Below are 15,849 nucleotides of genomic sequence, written 5' to 3'. Positions count from 1 at the left end.
CTGGCTCCAAAAGTACAATCGAGCCGATAGCGTAACGAACTTTTGAAGGATTTCACGTGGCAGGACACAGTAAATGGGCCAATATTCAGCACCGCAAAGGCCGCCAGGACGAGAAACGCGGCAAGATCTGGACCCGCATCATCCGTGAGATCACGGTGGCTGCCCGCTCCGGTGGCGCCGACCTGGGCACCAACCCGCGCTTGCGCCTGGCAGTGGACCGGGCCAAGGCGGCCAACATGCCCGCCGACCGCGTGAAGTACAACATCGACAAGGCCACCGGCAGCGTCGAAGGCATCACTTACGAGGAAATCCGCTATGAGGGCTACGGCATCGGCGGCGCGGCCATCATTGTTGACACCATGACCGACAACAAGGTGCGCACCGTGGCCGAGGTGCGCCACGCCTTTGCCAAATACGGTGGCAACATGGGCACCGAGGGCTCGGTGGCGTTCCAGTTCAAGCACTGCGGCCAGCTCATTTTTGCGCCGGGCACATCTGAAGACAAGGTGATGGAAGTGGCGCTGGACTCGGGCGCCGAAGATGTCATCAGCGATGACGACGGCGCCATCGAGGTGATTACCTCTGTGGCCGATTTTGAAGCCGTCAAGAATGCACTGGAAGCCGCTGGCCTGACGCCCGATGATGCCGAGGTGACGATGCGCGCTGAAAACCCGATCGAACTCACCGGCGACGAGGCCATTCGCATGCAAAAACTGCTGGATGCTCTTGAAGACCTGGACGACGTGCAAGAGGTCTATCACAACGCCGAACTGGACACCGAATGAAGATTCTGGTCATAGGTGGCGGTGGCCGCGAGCATGCACTGGCCTGGCGACTGCTGCAGTCGCCTAAAGCCCACAAGATTTACCTCGCGCCCGGCAACGGCGGCACGGCGCAAGACGACCGTTTTGAGAACGTGCCGATCACCGACGTGAATGCGTTGTGCGCATGGGCGCTGGCGCAAAAAATCGTGCTGACGGTAGTGGGGCCTGAAGTGCCGCTGGCTGCCGGCGTGGTGGATATTTTTCGCAAAAACGGTCTGCGCATTTTTGGGCCCACACAGGCTGCTGCTCAACTGGAAAGCTCCAAGGCGTTTTCCAAAGCCTTCATGCAGCGCCACAACATTCCCACCGCCGAGTTCGACACCTTTACCGACGCAGCAGCGGCGCATGCCTACATCGACCAGAAAGGCGCACCGATTGTGGTCAAGGCCGATGGTCTGGCGGCTGGCAAAGGCGTGGTGGTGGCCATGACCCTGGCCGAAGCGCACGAGGCGGTTGACTTCATGCTGCTCGGCAACACATTGGGTGTGCTGCACAACGCCGGTGCTGACGGGGCTGCTGTGCCGCGGGTGGTCATCGAAGAATTCTTGCAAGGCGAAGAAGCCAGCTTTATTGTGATGGTGGACGGTAAAAATGTGTTGCCGCTGGCCACCAGCCAGGACCACAAACGCCTGCTTGATGGCGACCAGGGTCCCAACACCGGCGGCATGGGCGCTTATTCACCAGCGCCGGTGGTGACGCCCGACGTGCACGCCCGCGCCATGCGCGACATCATTTTGCCAACAGTGCGTGGCATGGAGAAAGACGGTATTCCCTTTACCGGTTTCCTGTACGCCGGCCTGATGATCGACGCCCAGGGGCAGCCCAAAACGCTTGAGTTCAATTGCCGCATGGGCGACCCCGAGACTCAGCCGATCATGATGCGTCTGAAAACCGATCTGGTCGATGTGATGATGGCGGCGACCGAGCCGGGGCCGCACGGCAAGCTCGATCAGGTTGAGCTGGAATGGGATCGGCGCACCGCGCTTGGCGTGGTGCTGGCAGCGCATGGCTACCCAGCGAGTCCGCGCAAAGGCGATGCCATCAGCGGCATGCCACCCGAGGCAGAAGATGCCTGCGTGTTCCATGCCGGCACCAAGGTGCAGGATGGGCAATTACTGACTTCCGGTGGCCGGGTGCTGTGTGTGACCGTGCTTGCCGACAGCGTGCGCCAGGCCCAGCAGCGCGCCTACGAGGTCATCATGGGCATTCGATTTGACGGCATGCAATACCGCCATGACATTGGCCACCGCGCCATCAAGGGAACACCCGCATGACAAGCACCCGCTTGCCGACCGAGGTGGTCGGTGACTACTTGCGCGGTCTGCAGGCCAGTATTACTGATGCCATTTCCGAACTGGATGGTTCCGCGTTCTTGACCGATGCCTGGCAAAAACCCGCTGGCGAGATATTGCAAGGGCAGGGCATCACGAAAATTCTGGAAGGCGGGGCCATTTTTGAGCGCGCCGGTTGTGGCTTTTCGCACGTGAGCGGCCCCAGGCTGCCGCCGTCGGCCACCCAGCATCGCCCGGAGCTCTCGGGCGCGCCGTTCGAAGCCATGGGCGTGTCGCTGGTGTTCCATCCGCGCAACCCTTACGTGCCCACGGTGCACATGAACGTGCGCATGATCTCGGCCGAGGCCCCTGATGGTGCCGAGGCGTGCTGGTTTGGCGGCGGCATGGACCTGACGCCCTACTATGGTTTTGAAGAAGATGCAGTGCATTTTCACCAGACCTGCAGAGCGGCCTTGCAGCCCTTTGGCGACGACAAATACCCGCGTTTCAAAACCTGGTGCGACGACTATTTTTTCCTGAAGCACCGCAATGAGCCGCGCGGCGTGGGTGGTGTGTTTTTTGACGACTTCTCCGAGCTCGGCGCCGAGCAAAGCCTGGCCATGATGCAAGCGGTGGGCAACGCATTTTTGAGCGCCTACCTGCCCATCGTGGCGCGCCGCCAAAACACGCCCTATGGCGAGCGCGAGCGGGCTTTCCAGCTTTACCGGCGCGGCCGTTATGTGGAGTTCAACCTGGTGTGGGACCGGGGCACGCACTTTGGCTTGCAGTCGGGTGGCCGCAGCGAGTCGATATTGCTCTCCATGCCGCCGCTGGTGAGTTGGGCCTACCAGCAGGTGCCGGCCCCCGGCACGCCCGAGGCCGAGCTGTACAGCCAATTTTTGGTGCGCCGGGATTGGGTTTGAACCGGGACGCTCCCCAACGCCGACGCATCGGCGTGTTTGGCGGTGCCTTCGACCCGCCGCACCTGGCGCATCGGGCCTTGCTGGAGGCGGCGCTGGCCGAGCTCAAGCTCGATGTACTGCGCGTGGTGCCCACGGGTGATGCCTGGCACAAACCACGGCGCTTGAGCGCCGCCGCGCATCGCCTGGCCATGGTGCAGCTGGCGTTTGACGATGTGCCGCACATTCATGTCGATACCCAGGAAATCGCGCGCCGCGGCCCAAGCTATACCGTGGACACTTTGCGACACATTGCAGCCGCGGAACCCGGGGCCGAATTGTTCCTGATCATGGGCGCAGACCAGGCGGCCGCGCTGACCAGTTGGCACGATTGGCAGGCCATTCTTCAATTAGCTATAATTTGTGTAGCTACTCGCGACCAACAATCAAAGAACGGCACCATGTTCGATGCCGAAAATTTGTTTCCTGAACGGTTTTTGCATCTGTCCATGCCTGCCACACCCGTGAGTGCCACCCAAATTCGCAACATGATCGCCACAGGGCAATCGGTGCAAACACTGGTGTCCGAACCCGTTGCGCGTTATATTGCCGACCATCACCTCTACCTTTCAAATTGATGACTACCCAAATTACTGCAGCCAGCAAAGCCAAGAAACCTGTGCGCCAAGCCAGCACCAAAGCCGCCTCGGCCAGTGCGGAAAAAAAAGACATCCAAAAATTGCAGCGCGCCATCGTCGATGGCCTGGAAGATGTCAAGGCGCAAGAGATTGTGGTGTTTGACACCGAGCACCTCTCGTCGCTGTTCGAGCGGGTCATCGTGGCCTCGGGCACGTCCAACCGGCAGACCAAGGCGCTGGCCATGAGCGTGATCGACGCGGTGCGCGAGGCGGGTTTTGCCAAGCCGCGCGTCGAGGGCGAGGCCAACGGCGAGTGGATCATTGTGGATTGTGGCCAGGCCGTGGTGCATGTGATGCAACCTACCTACCGGACGTACTACAACCTGGAAGAACTCTGGGGTGAAAAGCCGGTGCGCCTGAAGTTTGGCGCTGCCAAACCCGTGGTGGCTGCAGAAGCCAAGGTAGGCAAAACCGATGCCAAGGATGCTGCCAAGCCGGTGGCGAGTTTGCGCCGCTCCAGTGCCGCCAAACGAGGCGTGCAAGAGGCGTTCCCGACCAGGGCGCAAATGGCAAAGACAGCTGCCTCGGAAGCGGCAGCCGCCAAAAAGGCAGCCGTAAAAACCGCCTCAGTGCCCAAACGGAAAGTGGCCGACACTGATGCCGTGGTGGTCAAACCCCGCATCAAAACCCTGGTGGTCAATGCACCGGTCAAGCCGGCTGCCAAAAAGGCCGCCGCCAAAAAGAGCCCTGTCAAAAAAGCGCCCGCCAGGAAGACGGCTGAGCGCAAAGCCTGACGCAACTCTGTGCGGTTGCTGATTGTTGCCGTCGGTCAGCGCGTACCCGACTGGGCGCAAACGGCCTGGGACGATTACGCCAAACGCTTCCCTTTTGAGCTTAAGGTCGAGCTCAAAGCCGTCAAAACCGAGCCCCGCGCCTCCAAAGCACTCGACACCCTGCTGGTAGCCGAGCGCGCACGCATCGAGGCCGCCATCCCCAAGGGTTTCAGAGTGGTGGCGCTGGACGAGCGCGGCGCGGCTTTGAGTACGATGGCGCTGGCGCAAAAACTGGAAAACTGGCAGTTGTCGGGTGATGATGTGGCGCTGGTGATTGGCGGCCCCGACGGGCTCGACCCCGCCTTCAGGCAAGCTGCCCATGAGCGCATTCGTTTGTCAGATTTGACGCTGCCGCACGCCATGGTGCGCGTGCTGTTGATCGAGCAGCTTTACCGTGCCTGGTCGATCAACGCCAAACACCCCTACCATCGCGAGTAGTCACTTTCCGAAAACACAGAAGCCATGCAAGAAGATATTTTGATCAACTGGTCGCCCCAGGAAACCCGGGTGGCGGTGGTGGAAAACGGCGTGCTGCAAGAGCTGCACGTGGAGCGCACGCTGGAGCGCGGGCTGGTCGGCAACGTCTATCTGGGCAAGGTGGCGCGCGTGCTGCCGGGCATGCAGTCGGCGTTCATCGACATTGGTCTGGAGCGGGCAGCGTTTTTGCACGTGGCCGACGTCTGGCATGCGCCGGTTGAGGGCGAGACGATTTCGGCTGCACGCAACGCGGCGACGCAAATCCCGATTGAAAAGCAGGTGTTCGAAGGCCAGAGCCTGATGGTGCAAGTGATCAAGGACCCGATTGGCACCAAGGGGGCGCGGCTATCGACGCAAATCAGCATCGCAGGGCGCATGCTGGTGTTCTTGCCACAGGACGAGCACCTGGGCGTTTCGCAAAAAATTCCGCCCGAGCAGCGCGACGAGTTGCGCCGACGCTTGCAGACCCTGGTGGGCGAGCAGGGCGGCGGTTTTATCTTGCGTACCAATGGCGAGGACGCTACCGACCAGGAACTGGCCGACGACATTGCGTACTTGCGCAAGGCCTGGGCGCGTGTTCGCGAGGCCGCTACCAAGCTGCCTGTTACTTCGCTACTGCATCAGGATTTGAGCTTGTTGCAGCGCGTGCTGCGCGACCTGACGACCGAGTTCACCCAATTCATCAAGGTCGATTCACTGGAACAATTTGCCGTGCTGAAGGCTTTTGGCCACGAGTTCATGCCCGCCGCCGCGCAAAAGCTGGTGCACTACAAGGGCGAGCGTCCCATTTTTGACCTCTATGCCATCGACGAGGAAATTGCCAAGGCGCTGGGGCGGCGCGTTGACTTGAAATCGGGCGGCTACCTGATCGTGGACCAGACCGAAGCCTTGACCACGGTCGATGTGAACACCGGCGCTTATGTGGGTGCGCGCAATTTTGACGACACAATTTTCAAGACCAACCTGGAGGCCACGCACGCCATTGCGCGGCAACTGCGCCTGCGCAACCTGGGCGGCATCATCATTGTCGATTTCATCGACATGGCACCCGAAGAGCACCGTGAGGCTGTGCTGGCCGAGATTCGCAAGCAACTGGCGCGCGACCGCGTCAAGACCATGTGCGGTGGGTTTTCGCAACTGGGCCTGGTGGAAATGACACGCAAGCGCACCCGCGAGTCGCTGGCGCACATGTTGTGCGAGCCCTGTCCGCTGTGCCAGGGCAAGGGTATTGTGAAAACTGCGCGCAGCGTGGCCTACGATATTTTTCGCGAGATCTTGCGCGAAGCGCGCCAGTTCAACCCCAAGGAATTTCGCGTGGTAGCCTCACCCAAGGTGATTGAATTGTTTCTGGACGAAGAAAGCCAGCATCTGGCCGGCCTGAGCGAGTTCATTGGCAAACCGGTGTCGCTGCAGAGCGAGAGCGCGATGGGGCAGGAGCAATATGATGTTGTGCTGCTGTGAGGCTAACCAGCCGCGGCTGCCCGGTTCTTGCGTTTGTTGATCAAGGGTAAAAATTTTGTTGCAACTTGAATTGATTCATGTGGTGCGCCGGTATGGACCGGTGGGCGGCATGGAGCGTTATGTCTGGGAGTTGACGCGCGAACTGCAGCAGCTCGGTCATCGAGTCAGTGTTATTTGCGAGCGCTGCCACGTTGACAAGCTCGAAGGCATAACGGTTCATGAAATCGGTGAAATTGCACCGCGTCCGCGCTGGCTGTCCTTGTTGCGTTTTGGTCGGCGAGTGGCACGCTTTTTGGTGGATCATCCCTGTCCCGATGCTGTGATTCATAGCCACGAACGACTCAATAGCCACCACATCACCACCTTTCACGGCCCGCCTTTTGCGAACGTATTGGACAAGCCTTGGTGGCGTCTGATTTCCTTGCGCATTGCCATGCAGTTGTTTTTGGAGCGCCGCGAGTTGTCCACGCCTCGCTTTGTGGTGCCGAACTCCCGGTTCATCAGCCAGTCGCTGGCGCACTACTATCCGGAGCTGGCGCACAAGCTCACCGAGCCGATTGTTCCGGGCGTGGTGCCGGGTGTGGTTCGTGAGCCGCGCGCAGTTCCGCCAGACGGCGGCATCGTGGGTTTTGTCGGCAAGGAATGGCAGCGCAAGGGCTTGCCTCGGGCGGTTGAAATCGTTGCGGCCTTGCGCCGCACCCGCCCCCATGTGCAGTTGCATGTAGTGGGACCGGCTGCAGCCGACGTGGCGCATCTGTTTGCCGACTGGCAGGGTGGCTTCAAATTGATGGGCTGGAGTGATCAGGCGCACTACGCTGCCTTTGATGTCCTGCTGCACCCCGCCAAAGCTGAGCCATATGGCATGGTGATCAGTGAGGCCATGGCCGCCAAAGTGCCTGTGCTGATTTCCGATGTGTGCGGTGCAGCAGCGCACGTGACACCAGCCTCAGGCGCCGTTTTGCCGCTGGCAGCGTCACTGGAAGCCTGGGTCGAAGCGCTGGATCAACAGTTAAGTCGCGCCGAACCTGTGCCGCAATTTGAACGGAGTTGGCGCGAAGTGGCAGAAGAGTATGTGGAGATTTATTCTGAAATCCTGATTGTTGATTTAAAGCGTCAAGCGTTGATGGTGGGTTAATTTATCTTCTTTAAAGTCGTGTCATGTTATCCATCAATTCAAACCGCGTGAATGTCCGCGTTGCGATCGTATCTTTGGCCGCCGCTTCCGCAGGCCTGTCAATGGCCGCCATGAGCCTCGGCAAATTATTTTTATTGCTCACGGTATTGCTTGTTTTGCTTCGGAATAGTCATAAGGCTATTGGGCAGGTGTCTTGGCAAGCCTTGTGGACACCCAAACTGGTCATTGTGATTTTGGCAGCATTTGCTGGCAGTTTGCTGTGGACGACCGGTCCTTTTGACCAGGACATGGAAGCCGTTGGAAAGTACGGAAAACTTTTGGTGATACCCGCACTGTTGATCCTGATCAGGTCGCGGCAAGAGGCGACTCTGGCGCTGACGATTTTTCTTGGATTCCAGACTTTCTTGTTATTGAGTAGCTGGTTACTGTATTTCCATGTGCCAGTCGTTTGGGCGTCCGGGAAGCATGCCAAAGAATTTTTTGCCGTGTTTTCAACTTATTTGGATCAGAGCATCATTAGCGCGGTCGTTGCTGCTCTTTTTTGGCATTTGAAGGCGTTGGCACCCAACCGGCTACTGTTTTATGGTGCTATCGCCATTTCTTTGCTGGCTTTGGGAAGTGTTTTTTTCGTATTTGTGGGGCGCACGGGACAACTTGTGGGTTTGACCATGGTGGGGCTGGCTGTTTTTTGGGCTTTACCCAGGCGATATCGCTTGGCCTCAATCGTCATGACGCCATTGATCCCCATCTTGGCTTTCAGCTTGGGTGCGATACCACAGAGATTTGTTATTGCTGGGTCCGAGGTATCTTCCTACATGGATAAACCTGCTGCGAATACTTCGACGGGTATTCGGCTTTATTTTTGGAAAACTTCCCTGGAAGCTATGGCACAGAAACCGCTGGCCGGTTCGGGTGTTGGCAGTTGGACGACGGAATACAACAAAATTGAACGCCGGAAAAACGCTGATTTTGAGGTGTTTAAAGTTGCAAGCAACCCCCATCAGGAGTTTTTGCTGTGGGGTGTTCAGCTTGGTGTGGGCGGTGTCCTGCTTTTGATGGCATTGATGGGCGCTGTCATGAAGGATTTTCACAAAATGGACCCGCCCGTTGCCCGGGCCGGGCAGTCGATAGTGGCTGCTTTAGTGGTTTCTTGCCTGTTTAACTCGTCGCTATACGATGCCAACATTGGTTCTTTCTTTTGTTTGTCCATCGGTGTTATGTTGGCCTATGGTTTGTACGCCGGAAATACGTCACACCGATAGCCATGGTTAGGCCCTTGGCCAATTGTTTCTATCAGTGATTTTCTGCTTTGCAAGCATTGCCGCGACATAAAAGAAACACAGAATCACCATTGACTTGCAATTTCCGCAACACTTCACCTTTCACATCCTCTGGTGCATGCGCTATGACGATGCCCTCCTTGAAATCCGCGGGCGGCCAAAGCAATGGAGCATGTTTTTCAAAACGTAAGGTATTGATCTCAGCTGCCACCGCAAGTCCGACCGAAGCGACATTGGTCACATAAAGTGGATAGTCGCCGTACTTTTGAACGATCTCCTTGGCCATCTGCGCATAGTTTTCGCCTCGATAGGTGCGCTGATACCAAGGAAAGACTACCGTATGAACGGTAGAGCCGAGTAACAGCATTCCAACCAACCACTTTTTGACTTGGAATGGGCTGGTCTCATGCACAACAAGATAGGCTGCGGCCAACACCACAAATGAGTAGACGGGTAACACATAACGTACACCTCCCTCCGGTGCGATGAGGTAGGGCAGGTAATTCATCAACGCGATCAATAAAGCAGCGCCCACAGCAGGTTGTTGCAGTGCGACTACGCGTTGACGTAGCAGGAAGTAGGCGATGATGAGGCTCGCCGGCATGAGTCTCAAGAACATCTCTGATGGGTAGGCAACCAAGCGCAAAAGGTAGTTGCCAATATTGGGTATCACGAGTTTGCTTAGGATGTCATCAGACATCTTGGCATGTTGGGCGCTATCATGCGTTCCCATCATCCACCAAATAAATGGTAGCAGCATTGCACATGCATACGCCAGCCAGGCCATTTTCCCCAACAAGATGCGACGATTTTCCACATCGCGGATCAGCACCATAATCGCGATCCCGAGGAACATATAGACCGTCAGCGCCTTAGTCATGAAGGCGGCGAAGGCAGATAGCATCGCCGCGAATAACAGCCAGTGATTTTTGCGCAGGCAGGCAACCCAGGTTTGGGCTATCGCCAACACGACGAACATTGCAAATAACGGGTCAGCATATGACAGCCAGCCTCGATAGAGCATCACATCCGCCGTCACCAAGTAAAGGATTGCAGCTAAACGAGTGACGGAATCATTTCGCCACAGTGAATGTGCCAGCCAAGCGACCGTTAGACTTGTGCCTATTGTTGCGCCCACGCTTACCAGGCGCGACGCAACCAGCACATGCTCCCAACCGATCAGGTTGGCAATGGGAATCATGATCCAGTTCATCAATGGCGGGCGACCACCACCACCACCTATTGCACCATACATCACGGTACTCATGAACTCTTGCCGATTCCACATCTCCATGGAGTTGAGAGTGAATACGCCCTCCTCGCCCACGTAGAAATAAAAGAGCGTAGGTACAAAGCACAGGATGGCCCAAGAAAACAATGCGGGATAGCTAGTCGTTCTTTTCAATAATTCCATCTAAGCGTCCCGATTTTGAGATTCGAATGTCCAATGATAATTCAGCAGATATGTGCTGACAGATGAAACCAGCAATGTTGCAAGCTGTGACCATAAAGACCACCTGTGTAGATGACTCAAGAGAGGCGCTGGCAGTCGTTGGGAGCTGCAATCCGGCTCATGTCTGCAGCCTACACAGGTTGGCGTAATAGCCGTTGGCTCGAACCAGTTCAGCATGTTTTCCTGTTTCGACTATTCGCCCCTGGTCCAGTACCAAAATGAGATCGGCGCGCTCGATGGTGCTGAGCCGATGGGCGATTACAAGCGTGGTGCGATTCTTCATGAGCGTGGCCAAGGCAGCCTGAACCTGACGTTCCGATTCGGTGTCCAGCGCCGAAGTGGCTTCATCGAGGATCAGGATTGGTGCATTCTTTAACAAGGCCCTCGAAATCGCAATGCGCTGACGCTGTCCGCCTGAAAGTCTGGCACCGTTTTCTCCAATCAGGGTGTCAAGGCCCTCGGGCAACTGCTCAATGAATTCCCAGGCATTGGCGGCTCTGGCTGCCTGGATCACATCGTCACGGGTGCAGGTATCGCGTGCGCCAAAGGCAATGTTGGCCTCAATCGTGCTGTTGAATAAAACAATATCCTGACTGACCAGGGAAATGTTATGGCGCAGACTGTTCAAGGTTAAGTCATTGATGTCAATACCATCAATACGAATTTGGCCCGAAGACACGCGGTAGAAACGTGGTATCAGCGCACTGATGGTTGTCTTGCCGCCGCCCGATGCGCCAACCAGTGCAACGGTTTGACCTGCTTTAATACTCAGATTCAGGTCTTCAAGCGCCATTCGTTCAGCTCCAGGGTAAGTGAAGCTCACATGCTCAAAGTCGATGCTGTCCGTAACGTGCGTTAACTCGAGTTTGCCGCTTTCTTCTTCAGAGGGGGTGTCAAGCAGTGCGAAGACGCTTTCGCACGCTGCGAGTCCGCGCTGAAGAATGGAGTTGACAGAAGTGAGTTTCTTGATGGGCGCAATCAGCATCAACATGGCGGTGATGAAAGAAACGAAACCGCCCGGGGAAGAGCCGGCCTGACCCGTCGTCTGGCTCAAGGCCAGGTAGGTAATGATGGCAACGGCTACCGAAGCTGCCATGTGTGTGATGGGGGTGATAGCTGCCGCAGGAATAGCCTCGCGCATCATGGCGCGCCGCAGGCGCTCGGTGTCGAGCCTGAAGCGTTCGCGTTGTTGCGGCTGTCCCCCGAAGATTTTGATGACCTTGTGCGCCAGGACGGACTCCTCGATGGCGTGCGAAACAAGCCGAATCGCCTCCAGAGTCCCACGGCTGGCCGCACGAATGCGCTGGCTGAAAGCTTTGACGATGAACGCAAAAAGGGGTCCGATGGCAAGCGTGATGAGCGTGAGTTTCCAGTCAAGGTACAACAAGTAGGCGATCAGCGCGACGGCGGTGAGCGATTCACGGATGATGGTGACCAGTACGGTGGTGGCCGCCTCAGTGATGAGTGTGACGTCATAGATCAGTCGGGAGATCAGTTTGCCAGCGGATTGCTCGTGATACACCTGTGTTGGCAGCACCAGAATTTTGGCGAACATCTCACGCCGCAGGTCGGTAATGAGGCGGGTGGATATCCATGTCATCAGGTAGCTGGTACAAAATGTGAAGACACCCCTGACCAAAAACAAAAGCACGATGCCGGATGGGATTAACCAGACCATGCGGGCATCTTCGGTTTTGAAGCCGTTGTCCAGCAAGTATTTCATGATGGCTGGAAACGCCGGTTCTGTTGCAGCAATGGCAACCATGCCAAGTACCGCCAGGGCGAAGGCTTTCCAGTAGGGCCGCAGGTAGTTGAGCAGCCTGGCGTAAATGGCACGGCTGCTGAGAGCGGGGCTGCTAAACATGGGCAGCTAATTGGAGCCAGTGATGCTGAATTTGGCTCACTTTGGCGCCTGCCATTGCGGCCCTTTCTGCATCTCGATGGCTTTGGCATAACGGTAAAACGTGCCTTCGAAGTTCCCCAGTGCAATGACAAAGCCGGCCCACCCGTCAAGAAAACCGAGCTTGAAGACGTAGTGCTTTAAAAAGGACCAGGTGCCATGGCGCAGGGCTGTGCCCATGGAAAGTTTTTTGTGTTTGATCTTTTCGGCGCCCAGCGTCGAGTAGCGATTGGCCTTGTGCATGACCTCGCTCATGTTTTTGAAAGGGAACTGCCAGATGGCATTTTTCAGATAACCAATGGGTCGATCAGAGTCAAGAATATAGCCCTCGTGCACTGGCTTGAGGTCGTAAGCCATGCGTCCTTTGCGAAACAATTGCGGTTGCCGATAGTTGGGGTACCAACCAGAGTGTTTGATCCAGCGGCCCATGAAGTAGTTACGGCGCGGCATCCAGTAGGCGTCCAATGCCGACGGGTCTTGGGTGATGGTGCGGATTTCCTTTTCGGCGGCGGGTGTGCAGCGCTCATCAGCATCCAGGCTAAAAATCCACTCGTGGGCGCAAGCGGCAATGGCCTGATTGCGCAAATCACCGAAGCCCTTGAAGTCCACTTGAACAACACGGGCACCAAGCTTGGTAGCTATTTCCGGTGTGCCGTCGGTACTCCACGAGTCAACCAGCACAATTTCGTCAGCCCATTTGGCGCTTTCAATGGTGGCCGCCACCTTTTCGGCTTCGTTGAAAGCGATGATATAGACGGAGATTTTGCTCATCGGGGGTGGTAGTATTTGACGTGCCGTACAGCTGTGCGGTGTTGATTGTTGGCTGCATAGTCTAGTTCAAAATGAACCCTCAAGAATCCGTGTCAGTGGTGATTACTACCTATAACCGCAGCGACGCCTTTTTGGCTGTGATGGCGGGGTTGGTGCAACAAACGGATCGCAACTTCGAGGTCATCGTGGCTGATGATGGGTCGCGTGAGGAGCATCGCCGAGCCATTTTGGAGTCATCGGCAGCGCGTGAATTGCGGGTGGTTCATGTATGGCATCCAGATATTGGATTCACGGCCTCCCAAGTGCGCAACCTTGGTGTCGCGGCTGCCAAAGGGCAGTACATCATTTTCCTGGATGGTGATTGTGTGCCCGAGGTGGACTTTATCGTGCGACACAAAGCACTGGCCCAAGCCGGATTTTTTGTCAACGGCAGTCGGGTGCTTTTGTCGCCTGACTTGACGCAGCGCGTGCTGGCCGGTTCTGAGTCAGTTTGTGGTCGCTCAAGTTTCTTTTGGATCAAGCAGCGGCTGCTTGGGCACGCCAGCAAACTCTCGCACCTTTTGCGTTTACCCGATGGGGTTTGGCGCTTGGCGCGCAAATTTTCGTGGAAAGGTATCCGTAGTTGCAATATGGCTTTATGGAAGGCTGATTTTGAGCGAGTGGACGGCTTTGATGAGTCCTTTGTCGGATGGGGTCATGAAGATGCCGACTTCGTGTTGCGCCTGCATCACAGCGGGGTGGTGCGCAAGAACGGGTTTTGTGCGACTGAGGTTTTTCATCTTTGGCATGAGGAAGCCAAGCGTAACAAGGCGTCACAGAATGCCAAAATTGTCAGGGAGCGTGTTACAACCGGTGTCACCCGATCGACCTTTGGTTATTCTCAGAACCGCGCCAATGACGATGTGGTGCTGACCAGACTGTAATAATGAGCTGATGATTAAACGTTATTTTTTCTATTTCTTAAGTTGTTTTCTAAGTCTTCCAGCCTTCGCCCAATTTCGCATCGAAGTCTCCGGTGTGGGCTTGACGCAGGTGCCTGTGGTGATTGCGCCTTTCAGGGGGCAAGAGGCGCTGCCGCAAAAAATCTCGGAAATCATCAAGGCTGATCTGGAGCGCAGCGGCCAGTTTCGCGTGATTCCTTCGCCCGCCGGTGTTTTTGATGAGTCGTCTCGTCCTGAACTGTCCTCGTTGCGCCAGGCGGGGGCCGATGCCTTTGCCTCGGGCAGCGCGACCAAGCTCGCTGATGGTCGCTTTGATGTGCGGTTTCGTTTGTGGGACGTGGTCAAGGGCCAGGATTTGGGTGGTCGCAGTTTTGCCGTTAACGCGCCCGACCTGCGCTTGGCTGCGCATCGGGTGGCCGACGATATCTATGAAAAGCTGACCGGCGACAAGGGCGTTTTTTCAACGCGCATTGCCTATGTGACCAAAGCGGGTCAGCGCTACCAGTTATGGGTGGCCGATGCCGATGGCGAGAATGCCCAGTCGGCGCTGGCCAGCCCGGAGCCCATTATTTCGCCCGCCTGGTCGCCCGACGGCAACCAGCTGGCCTATGTGTCTTTCGAATCACGCAAACCGGTGGTCTATGTGCACAACGTGGGCACCGGCAAACGCCGTTTGATCGCCAATTTCAAGGGTTCCAACAGCGCGCCGGCCTGGTCACCTGATGGCACTACTTTGGCGCTCACGCTGAGCCGTGACGGTGGTTCCCAGTTGTTCCTGTTGCCCGCAGTCGGCGGTGAGCCGCGTCGCTTGATGCAGTCGCCCAGCATTGACACCGAGCCGGTGTTTTCGCCCGACGGGCAGCACATTTATTTTGTCAGCGACCGGGGGGGCTCACCCCAGATTTACCGGGTTGCGGTGTCCGGTCAGGGGGCGGAGCGCGTCACATTTACCGGTTCTTACAACATTTCGCCTTCCATCAGCCAGGACGGCCGCTGGCTGGCTTATATTTCAAGGGTGGGCGGCGCTTTCAAACTGCACTTGATGAATCTGGCTGAAGGTACCGTTTCTGCCATTACGGACTCTGCGGCTGATGAAAGCCCGAGCTTTTCGCCCAATGGCAGGATGCTGGTGTATGCCACCCAACAGCAGGGCCGCGAGGCGCTGATGACGAGCACGCTCGACGGCAAGGTCAAGGCCCGGCTCAGCGGGCAACAGGGTGATATCCGTGAGCCGCATTGGGGTCCTTTTTTCAAATAACAGAAGTGGAGTTTCAGGATGAAGAATTTTGTTTTGACGGGTTTGTTGTCGATCTTTTTGGTGGCGTGCGGAACCTCGGTACCACTCTCGGACGTTCCGGTTTCAGATGCCACGGCCAAAGCGGTGGGCGCTGACTCGGGTGCGGCTGGTTCCGGTGTGCAGGGGGGTGGCGTGGTGCCGGTGGATTTGGGCACTTCGCCAGATCAAGCGCTGGCCGCCGGTGAGTCCCGACTGGTTTATTTTGACTACGACAGCTTTGTTGTCAAACCTGAATTTCAGTCGATGATTGCGGCGCATGCGAGGCTGTTGCGCGCCCAACCGGAGCGCAGGGTGGCTCTTGAAGGCCATACCGACGAGCGCGGCGGGCGCGAGTACAACCTGGCTTTGGGCCAGAAGCGGGCCGATGCGGTGCGCAACGCGCTGTCGATTTTGGGTGTTTCGCCGAGTCAGATGGAGGCCGTGAGTTTTGGCAAGGAAAAACCGGTTGTGCTTGGCTATGAAGAAGCGGCTTTTGCCAAAAACCGACGTGTCGAGATTCGTTACCCATGAAATGGGACCAAAAAATGCCATTGTTGTTTTCCAGGTCTTCCCTTGTTTTTTTGATTTTTCTGTGCGCCTTCAGCGGTGCGCACGCGGCGTTTTTCGAGGACGATGAGGCGCGCAAGGCGATCCTGGATTTGCGTCAGCGCGTGGAAGCCGTGCGAACCG

At 56.8% G+C, this 15,849-nt stretch carries 15 protein-coding genes; 12 read left to right on the top strand and 3 right to left on the bottom strand.

Annotated elements, in window-relative coordinates; genetic code table 11:
- The first annotated feature begins 56 nt into the window (after positions 1 to 56).
- Genes IBX54_RS02385 through IBX54_RS02345 form a run of 9 tightly spaced genes read left to right on the top strand, consistent with a single transcriptional unit; the run spans position 57 to position 8,800 of the window.
- Positions 57 to 785: a YebC/PmpR family DNA-binding transcriptional regulator gene (locus IBX54_RS02385; RefSeq protein ID WP_296541056.1), complete on the top strand. Its 729-nt coding sequence runs from the start codon at positions 57 to 59 to the stop codon at positions 783 to 785.
- On the top strand, positions 782 to 2,098 hold the full coding sequence (purD, locus tag IBX54_RS02380) for a phosphoribosylamine--glycine ligase (protein WP_296541055.1): 1,317 nt from the start codon (positions 782 to 784) through the stop codon (positions 2,096 to 2,098). The genes IBX54_RS02385 and purD overlap by 4 nt, the downstream gene beginning before the upstream one ends.
- Positions 2,095 to 3,018: an oxygen-dependent coproporphyrinogen oxidase gene (gene hemF, locus IBX54_RS02375; RefSeq protein ID WP_296541054.1), complete on the top strand. Its 924-nt coding sequence runs from the start codon at positions 2,095 to 2,097 to the stop codon at positions 3,016 to 3,018. The genes purD and hemF overlap by 4 nt, the downstream gene beginning before the upstream one ends.
- Positions 3,015 to 3,632 (top strand): nicotinate (nicotinamide) nucleotide adenylyltransferase, encoded by a 618-nt coding sequence (nadD, locus tag IBX54_RS02370; RefSeq protein ID WP_296541053.1) that lies wholly within the window; start codon positions 3,015 to 3,017, stop codon positions 3,630 to 3,632. The genes hemF and nadD overlap by 4 nt, the downstream gene beginning before the upstream one ends.
- Positions 3,632 to 4,426 (top strand): ribosome silencing factor, encoded by a 795-nt coding sequence (gene rsfS / locus IBX54_RS02365; RefSeq protein ID WP_296541073.1) that lies wholly within the window; start codon positions 3,632 to 3,634, stop codon positions 4,424 to 4,426. Before nadD ends, rsfS begins: the two co-directional genes overlap by 1 nt.
- Positions 4,427 to 4,435: 9 nt before the next feature.
- Positions 4,436 to 4,903, top strand: a complete 468-nt coding sequence (gene rlmH / locus IBX54_RS02360) for a 23S rRNA (pseudouridine(1915)-N(3))-methyltransferase RlmH (RefSeq protein ID WP_296541052.1) — start codon at positions 4,436 to 4,438, stop codon at positions 4,901 to 4,903.
- A 24-nt stretch (positions 4,904 to 4,927) separates the two neighbouring features.
- Positions 4,928 to 6,403 (top strand): ribonuclease G, encoded by a 1,476-nt coding sequence (gene rng / locus IBX54_RS02355; RefSeq protein ID WP_296541051.1) that lies wholly within the window; start codon positions 4,928 to 4,930, stop codon positions 6,401 to 6,403.
- Positions 6,404 to 6,461: 58 nt separating this feature from the next.
- Entirely contained in the window at positions 6,462 to 7,538 is a 1,077-nt protein-coding gene (locus IBX54_RS02350; RefSeq protein WP_296541050.1) for a glycosyltransferase family 4 protein, read from the top strand.
- 23 nt (positions 7,539 to 7,561) lie between these two features.
- On the top strand, positions 7,562 to 8,800 hold the full coding sequence (locus tag IBX54_RS02345) for an O-antigen ligase family protein (RefSeq protein WP_296541049.1): 1,239 nt from the start codon (positions 7,562 to 7,564) through the stop codon (positions 8,798 to 8,800).
- Positions 8,801 to 8,831: 31 nt separating this feature from the next.
- Here IBX54_RS02345 and IBX54_RS02340 read toward each other — a convergent pair whose 3' ends face one another.
- The 3 genes from IBX54_RS02340 to IBX54_RS02330 form a co-directional block, all read right to left on the bottom strand.
- Complete coding sequence (locus tag IBX54_RS02340; RefSeq protein WP_296541048.1) at positions 8,832 to 10,232, bottom strand: glycosyltransferase family 39 protein; 1,401 nt, start codon at positions 10,230 to 10,232, stop codon at positions 8,832 to 8,834.
- Between the two features lie 157 nt (positions 10,233 to 10,389).
- Positions 10,390 to 12,135 (bottom strand): lipid A export permease/ATP-binding protein MsbA, encoded by a 1,746-nt coding sequence (gene msbA / locus IBX54_RS02335; protein ID WP_296541047.1) that lies wholly within the window; start codon positions 12,133 to 12,135, stop codon positions 10,390 to 10,392.
- A 36-nt stretch (positions 12,136 to 12,171) separates the two neighbouring features.
- Positions 12,172 to 12,942, bottom strand: coding sequence for a glycosyltransferase family 2 protein (locus IBX54_RS02330; protein WP_296541046.1), 771 nt, complete (start codon positions 12,940 to 12,942; stop codon positions 12,172 to 12,174).
- Positions 12,943 to 13,013: 71 nt separating this feature from the next.
- On the opposite strand from IBX54_RS02330, the gene IBX54_RS02325 reads away from it, so the two are divergent.
- Genes IBX54_RS02325 through pal form a run of 3 tightly spaced genes read left to right on the top strand, consistent with a single transcriptional unit; the run spans position 13,014 to position 15,690 of the window.
- Complete coding sequence (locus tag IBX54_RS02325; protein ID WP_296541045.1) at positions 13,014 to 13,865, top strand: glycosyltransferase family 2 protein; 852 nt, start codon at positions 13,014 to 13,016, stop codon at positions 13,863 to 13,865.
- Positions 13,866 to 13,875: 10 nt separating this feature from the next.
- Positions 13,876 to 15,141 (top strand): Tol-Pal system beta propeller repeat protein TolB, encoded by a 1,266-nt coding sequence (tolB, locus tag IBX54_RS02320; protein WP_296541044.1) that lies wholly within the window; start codon positions 13,876 to 13,878, stop codon positions 15,139 to 15,141.
- 18 nt (positions 15,142 to 15,159) lie between these two features.
- A complete protein-coding gene (gene pal, locus IBX54_RS02315) occupies positions 15,160 to 15,690 on the top strand; it encodes a peptidoglycan-associated lipoprotein Pal (RefSeq protein WP_296541043.1) in 531 nt (176 codons plus the stop codon).
- Positions 15,691 to 15,849: the final 159 nt, after the last annotated feature.

Origin of the sequence: Rhodoferax sp., from assembly GCF_014859475.1 — a bacterium.
GTDB lineage: Bacteria > Pseudomonadota > Gammaproteobacteria > Burkholderiales > Burkholderiaceae_C > Rhodoferax.
This window is presented reverse-complemented; position numbering and strand designations above follow the sequence as displayed.

Excerpts from the sequence above, each read along its gene's own strand:
- purD (WP_296541055.1), top strand. The coding sequence starts at position 782 with ATGAAGATTCTGGTCATAGGTGGCGGTGGCCGCGAGCATGCACTGGCC.
- hemF (WP_296541054.1), top strand. The coding sequence starts at position 2,095 with ATGACAAGCACCCGCTTGCCGACCGAGGTGGTCGGTGACTACTTGCGC.
- rsfS (WP_296541073.1), top strand. The coding sequence starts at position 3,632 with ATGACTACCCAAATTACTGCAGCCAGCAAAGCCAAGAAACCTGTGCGC.
- rng (WP_296541051.1), top strand. The coding sequence starts at position 4,928 with ATGCAAGAAGATATTTTGATCAACTGGTCGCCCCAGGAAACCCGGGTG.
- IBX54_RS02345 (WP_296541049.1), top strand. The coding sequence starts at position 7,562 with ATGTTATCCATCAATTCAAACCGCGTGAATGTCCGCGTTGCGATCGTA.
- IBX54_RS02340 (WP_296541048.1), bottom strand. The coding sequence starts at position 10,232 with ATGGAATTATTGAAAAGAACGACTAGCTATCCCGCATTGTTTTCTTGG.
- msbA (WP_296541047.1), bottom strand. The coding sequence starts at position 12,135 with ATGTTTAGCAGCCCCGCTCTCAGCAGCCGTGCCATTTACGCCAGGCTG.
- IBX54_RS02330 (WP_296541046.1), bottom strand. The coding sequence starts at position 12,942 with ATGAGCAAAATCTCCGTCTATATCATCGCTTTCAACGAAGCCGAAAAG.
- IBX54_RS02325 (WP_296541045.1), top strand. The coding sequence starts at position 13,014 with ATGAACCCTCAAGAATCCGTGTCAGTGGTGATTACTACCTATAACCGC.
- tolB (WP_296541044.1), top strand. The coding sequence starts at position 13,876 with ATGATTAAACGTTATTTTTTCTATTTCTTAAGTTGTTTTCTAAGTCTT.
- pal (WP_296541043.1), top strand. The coding sequence starts at position 15,160 with ATGAAGAATTTTGTTTTGACGGGTTTGTTGTCGATCTTTTTGGTGGCG.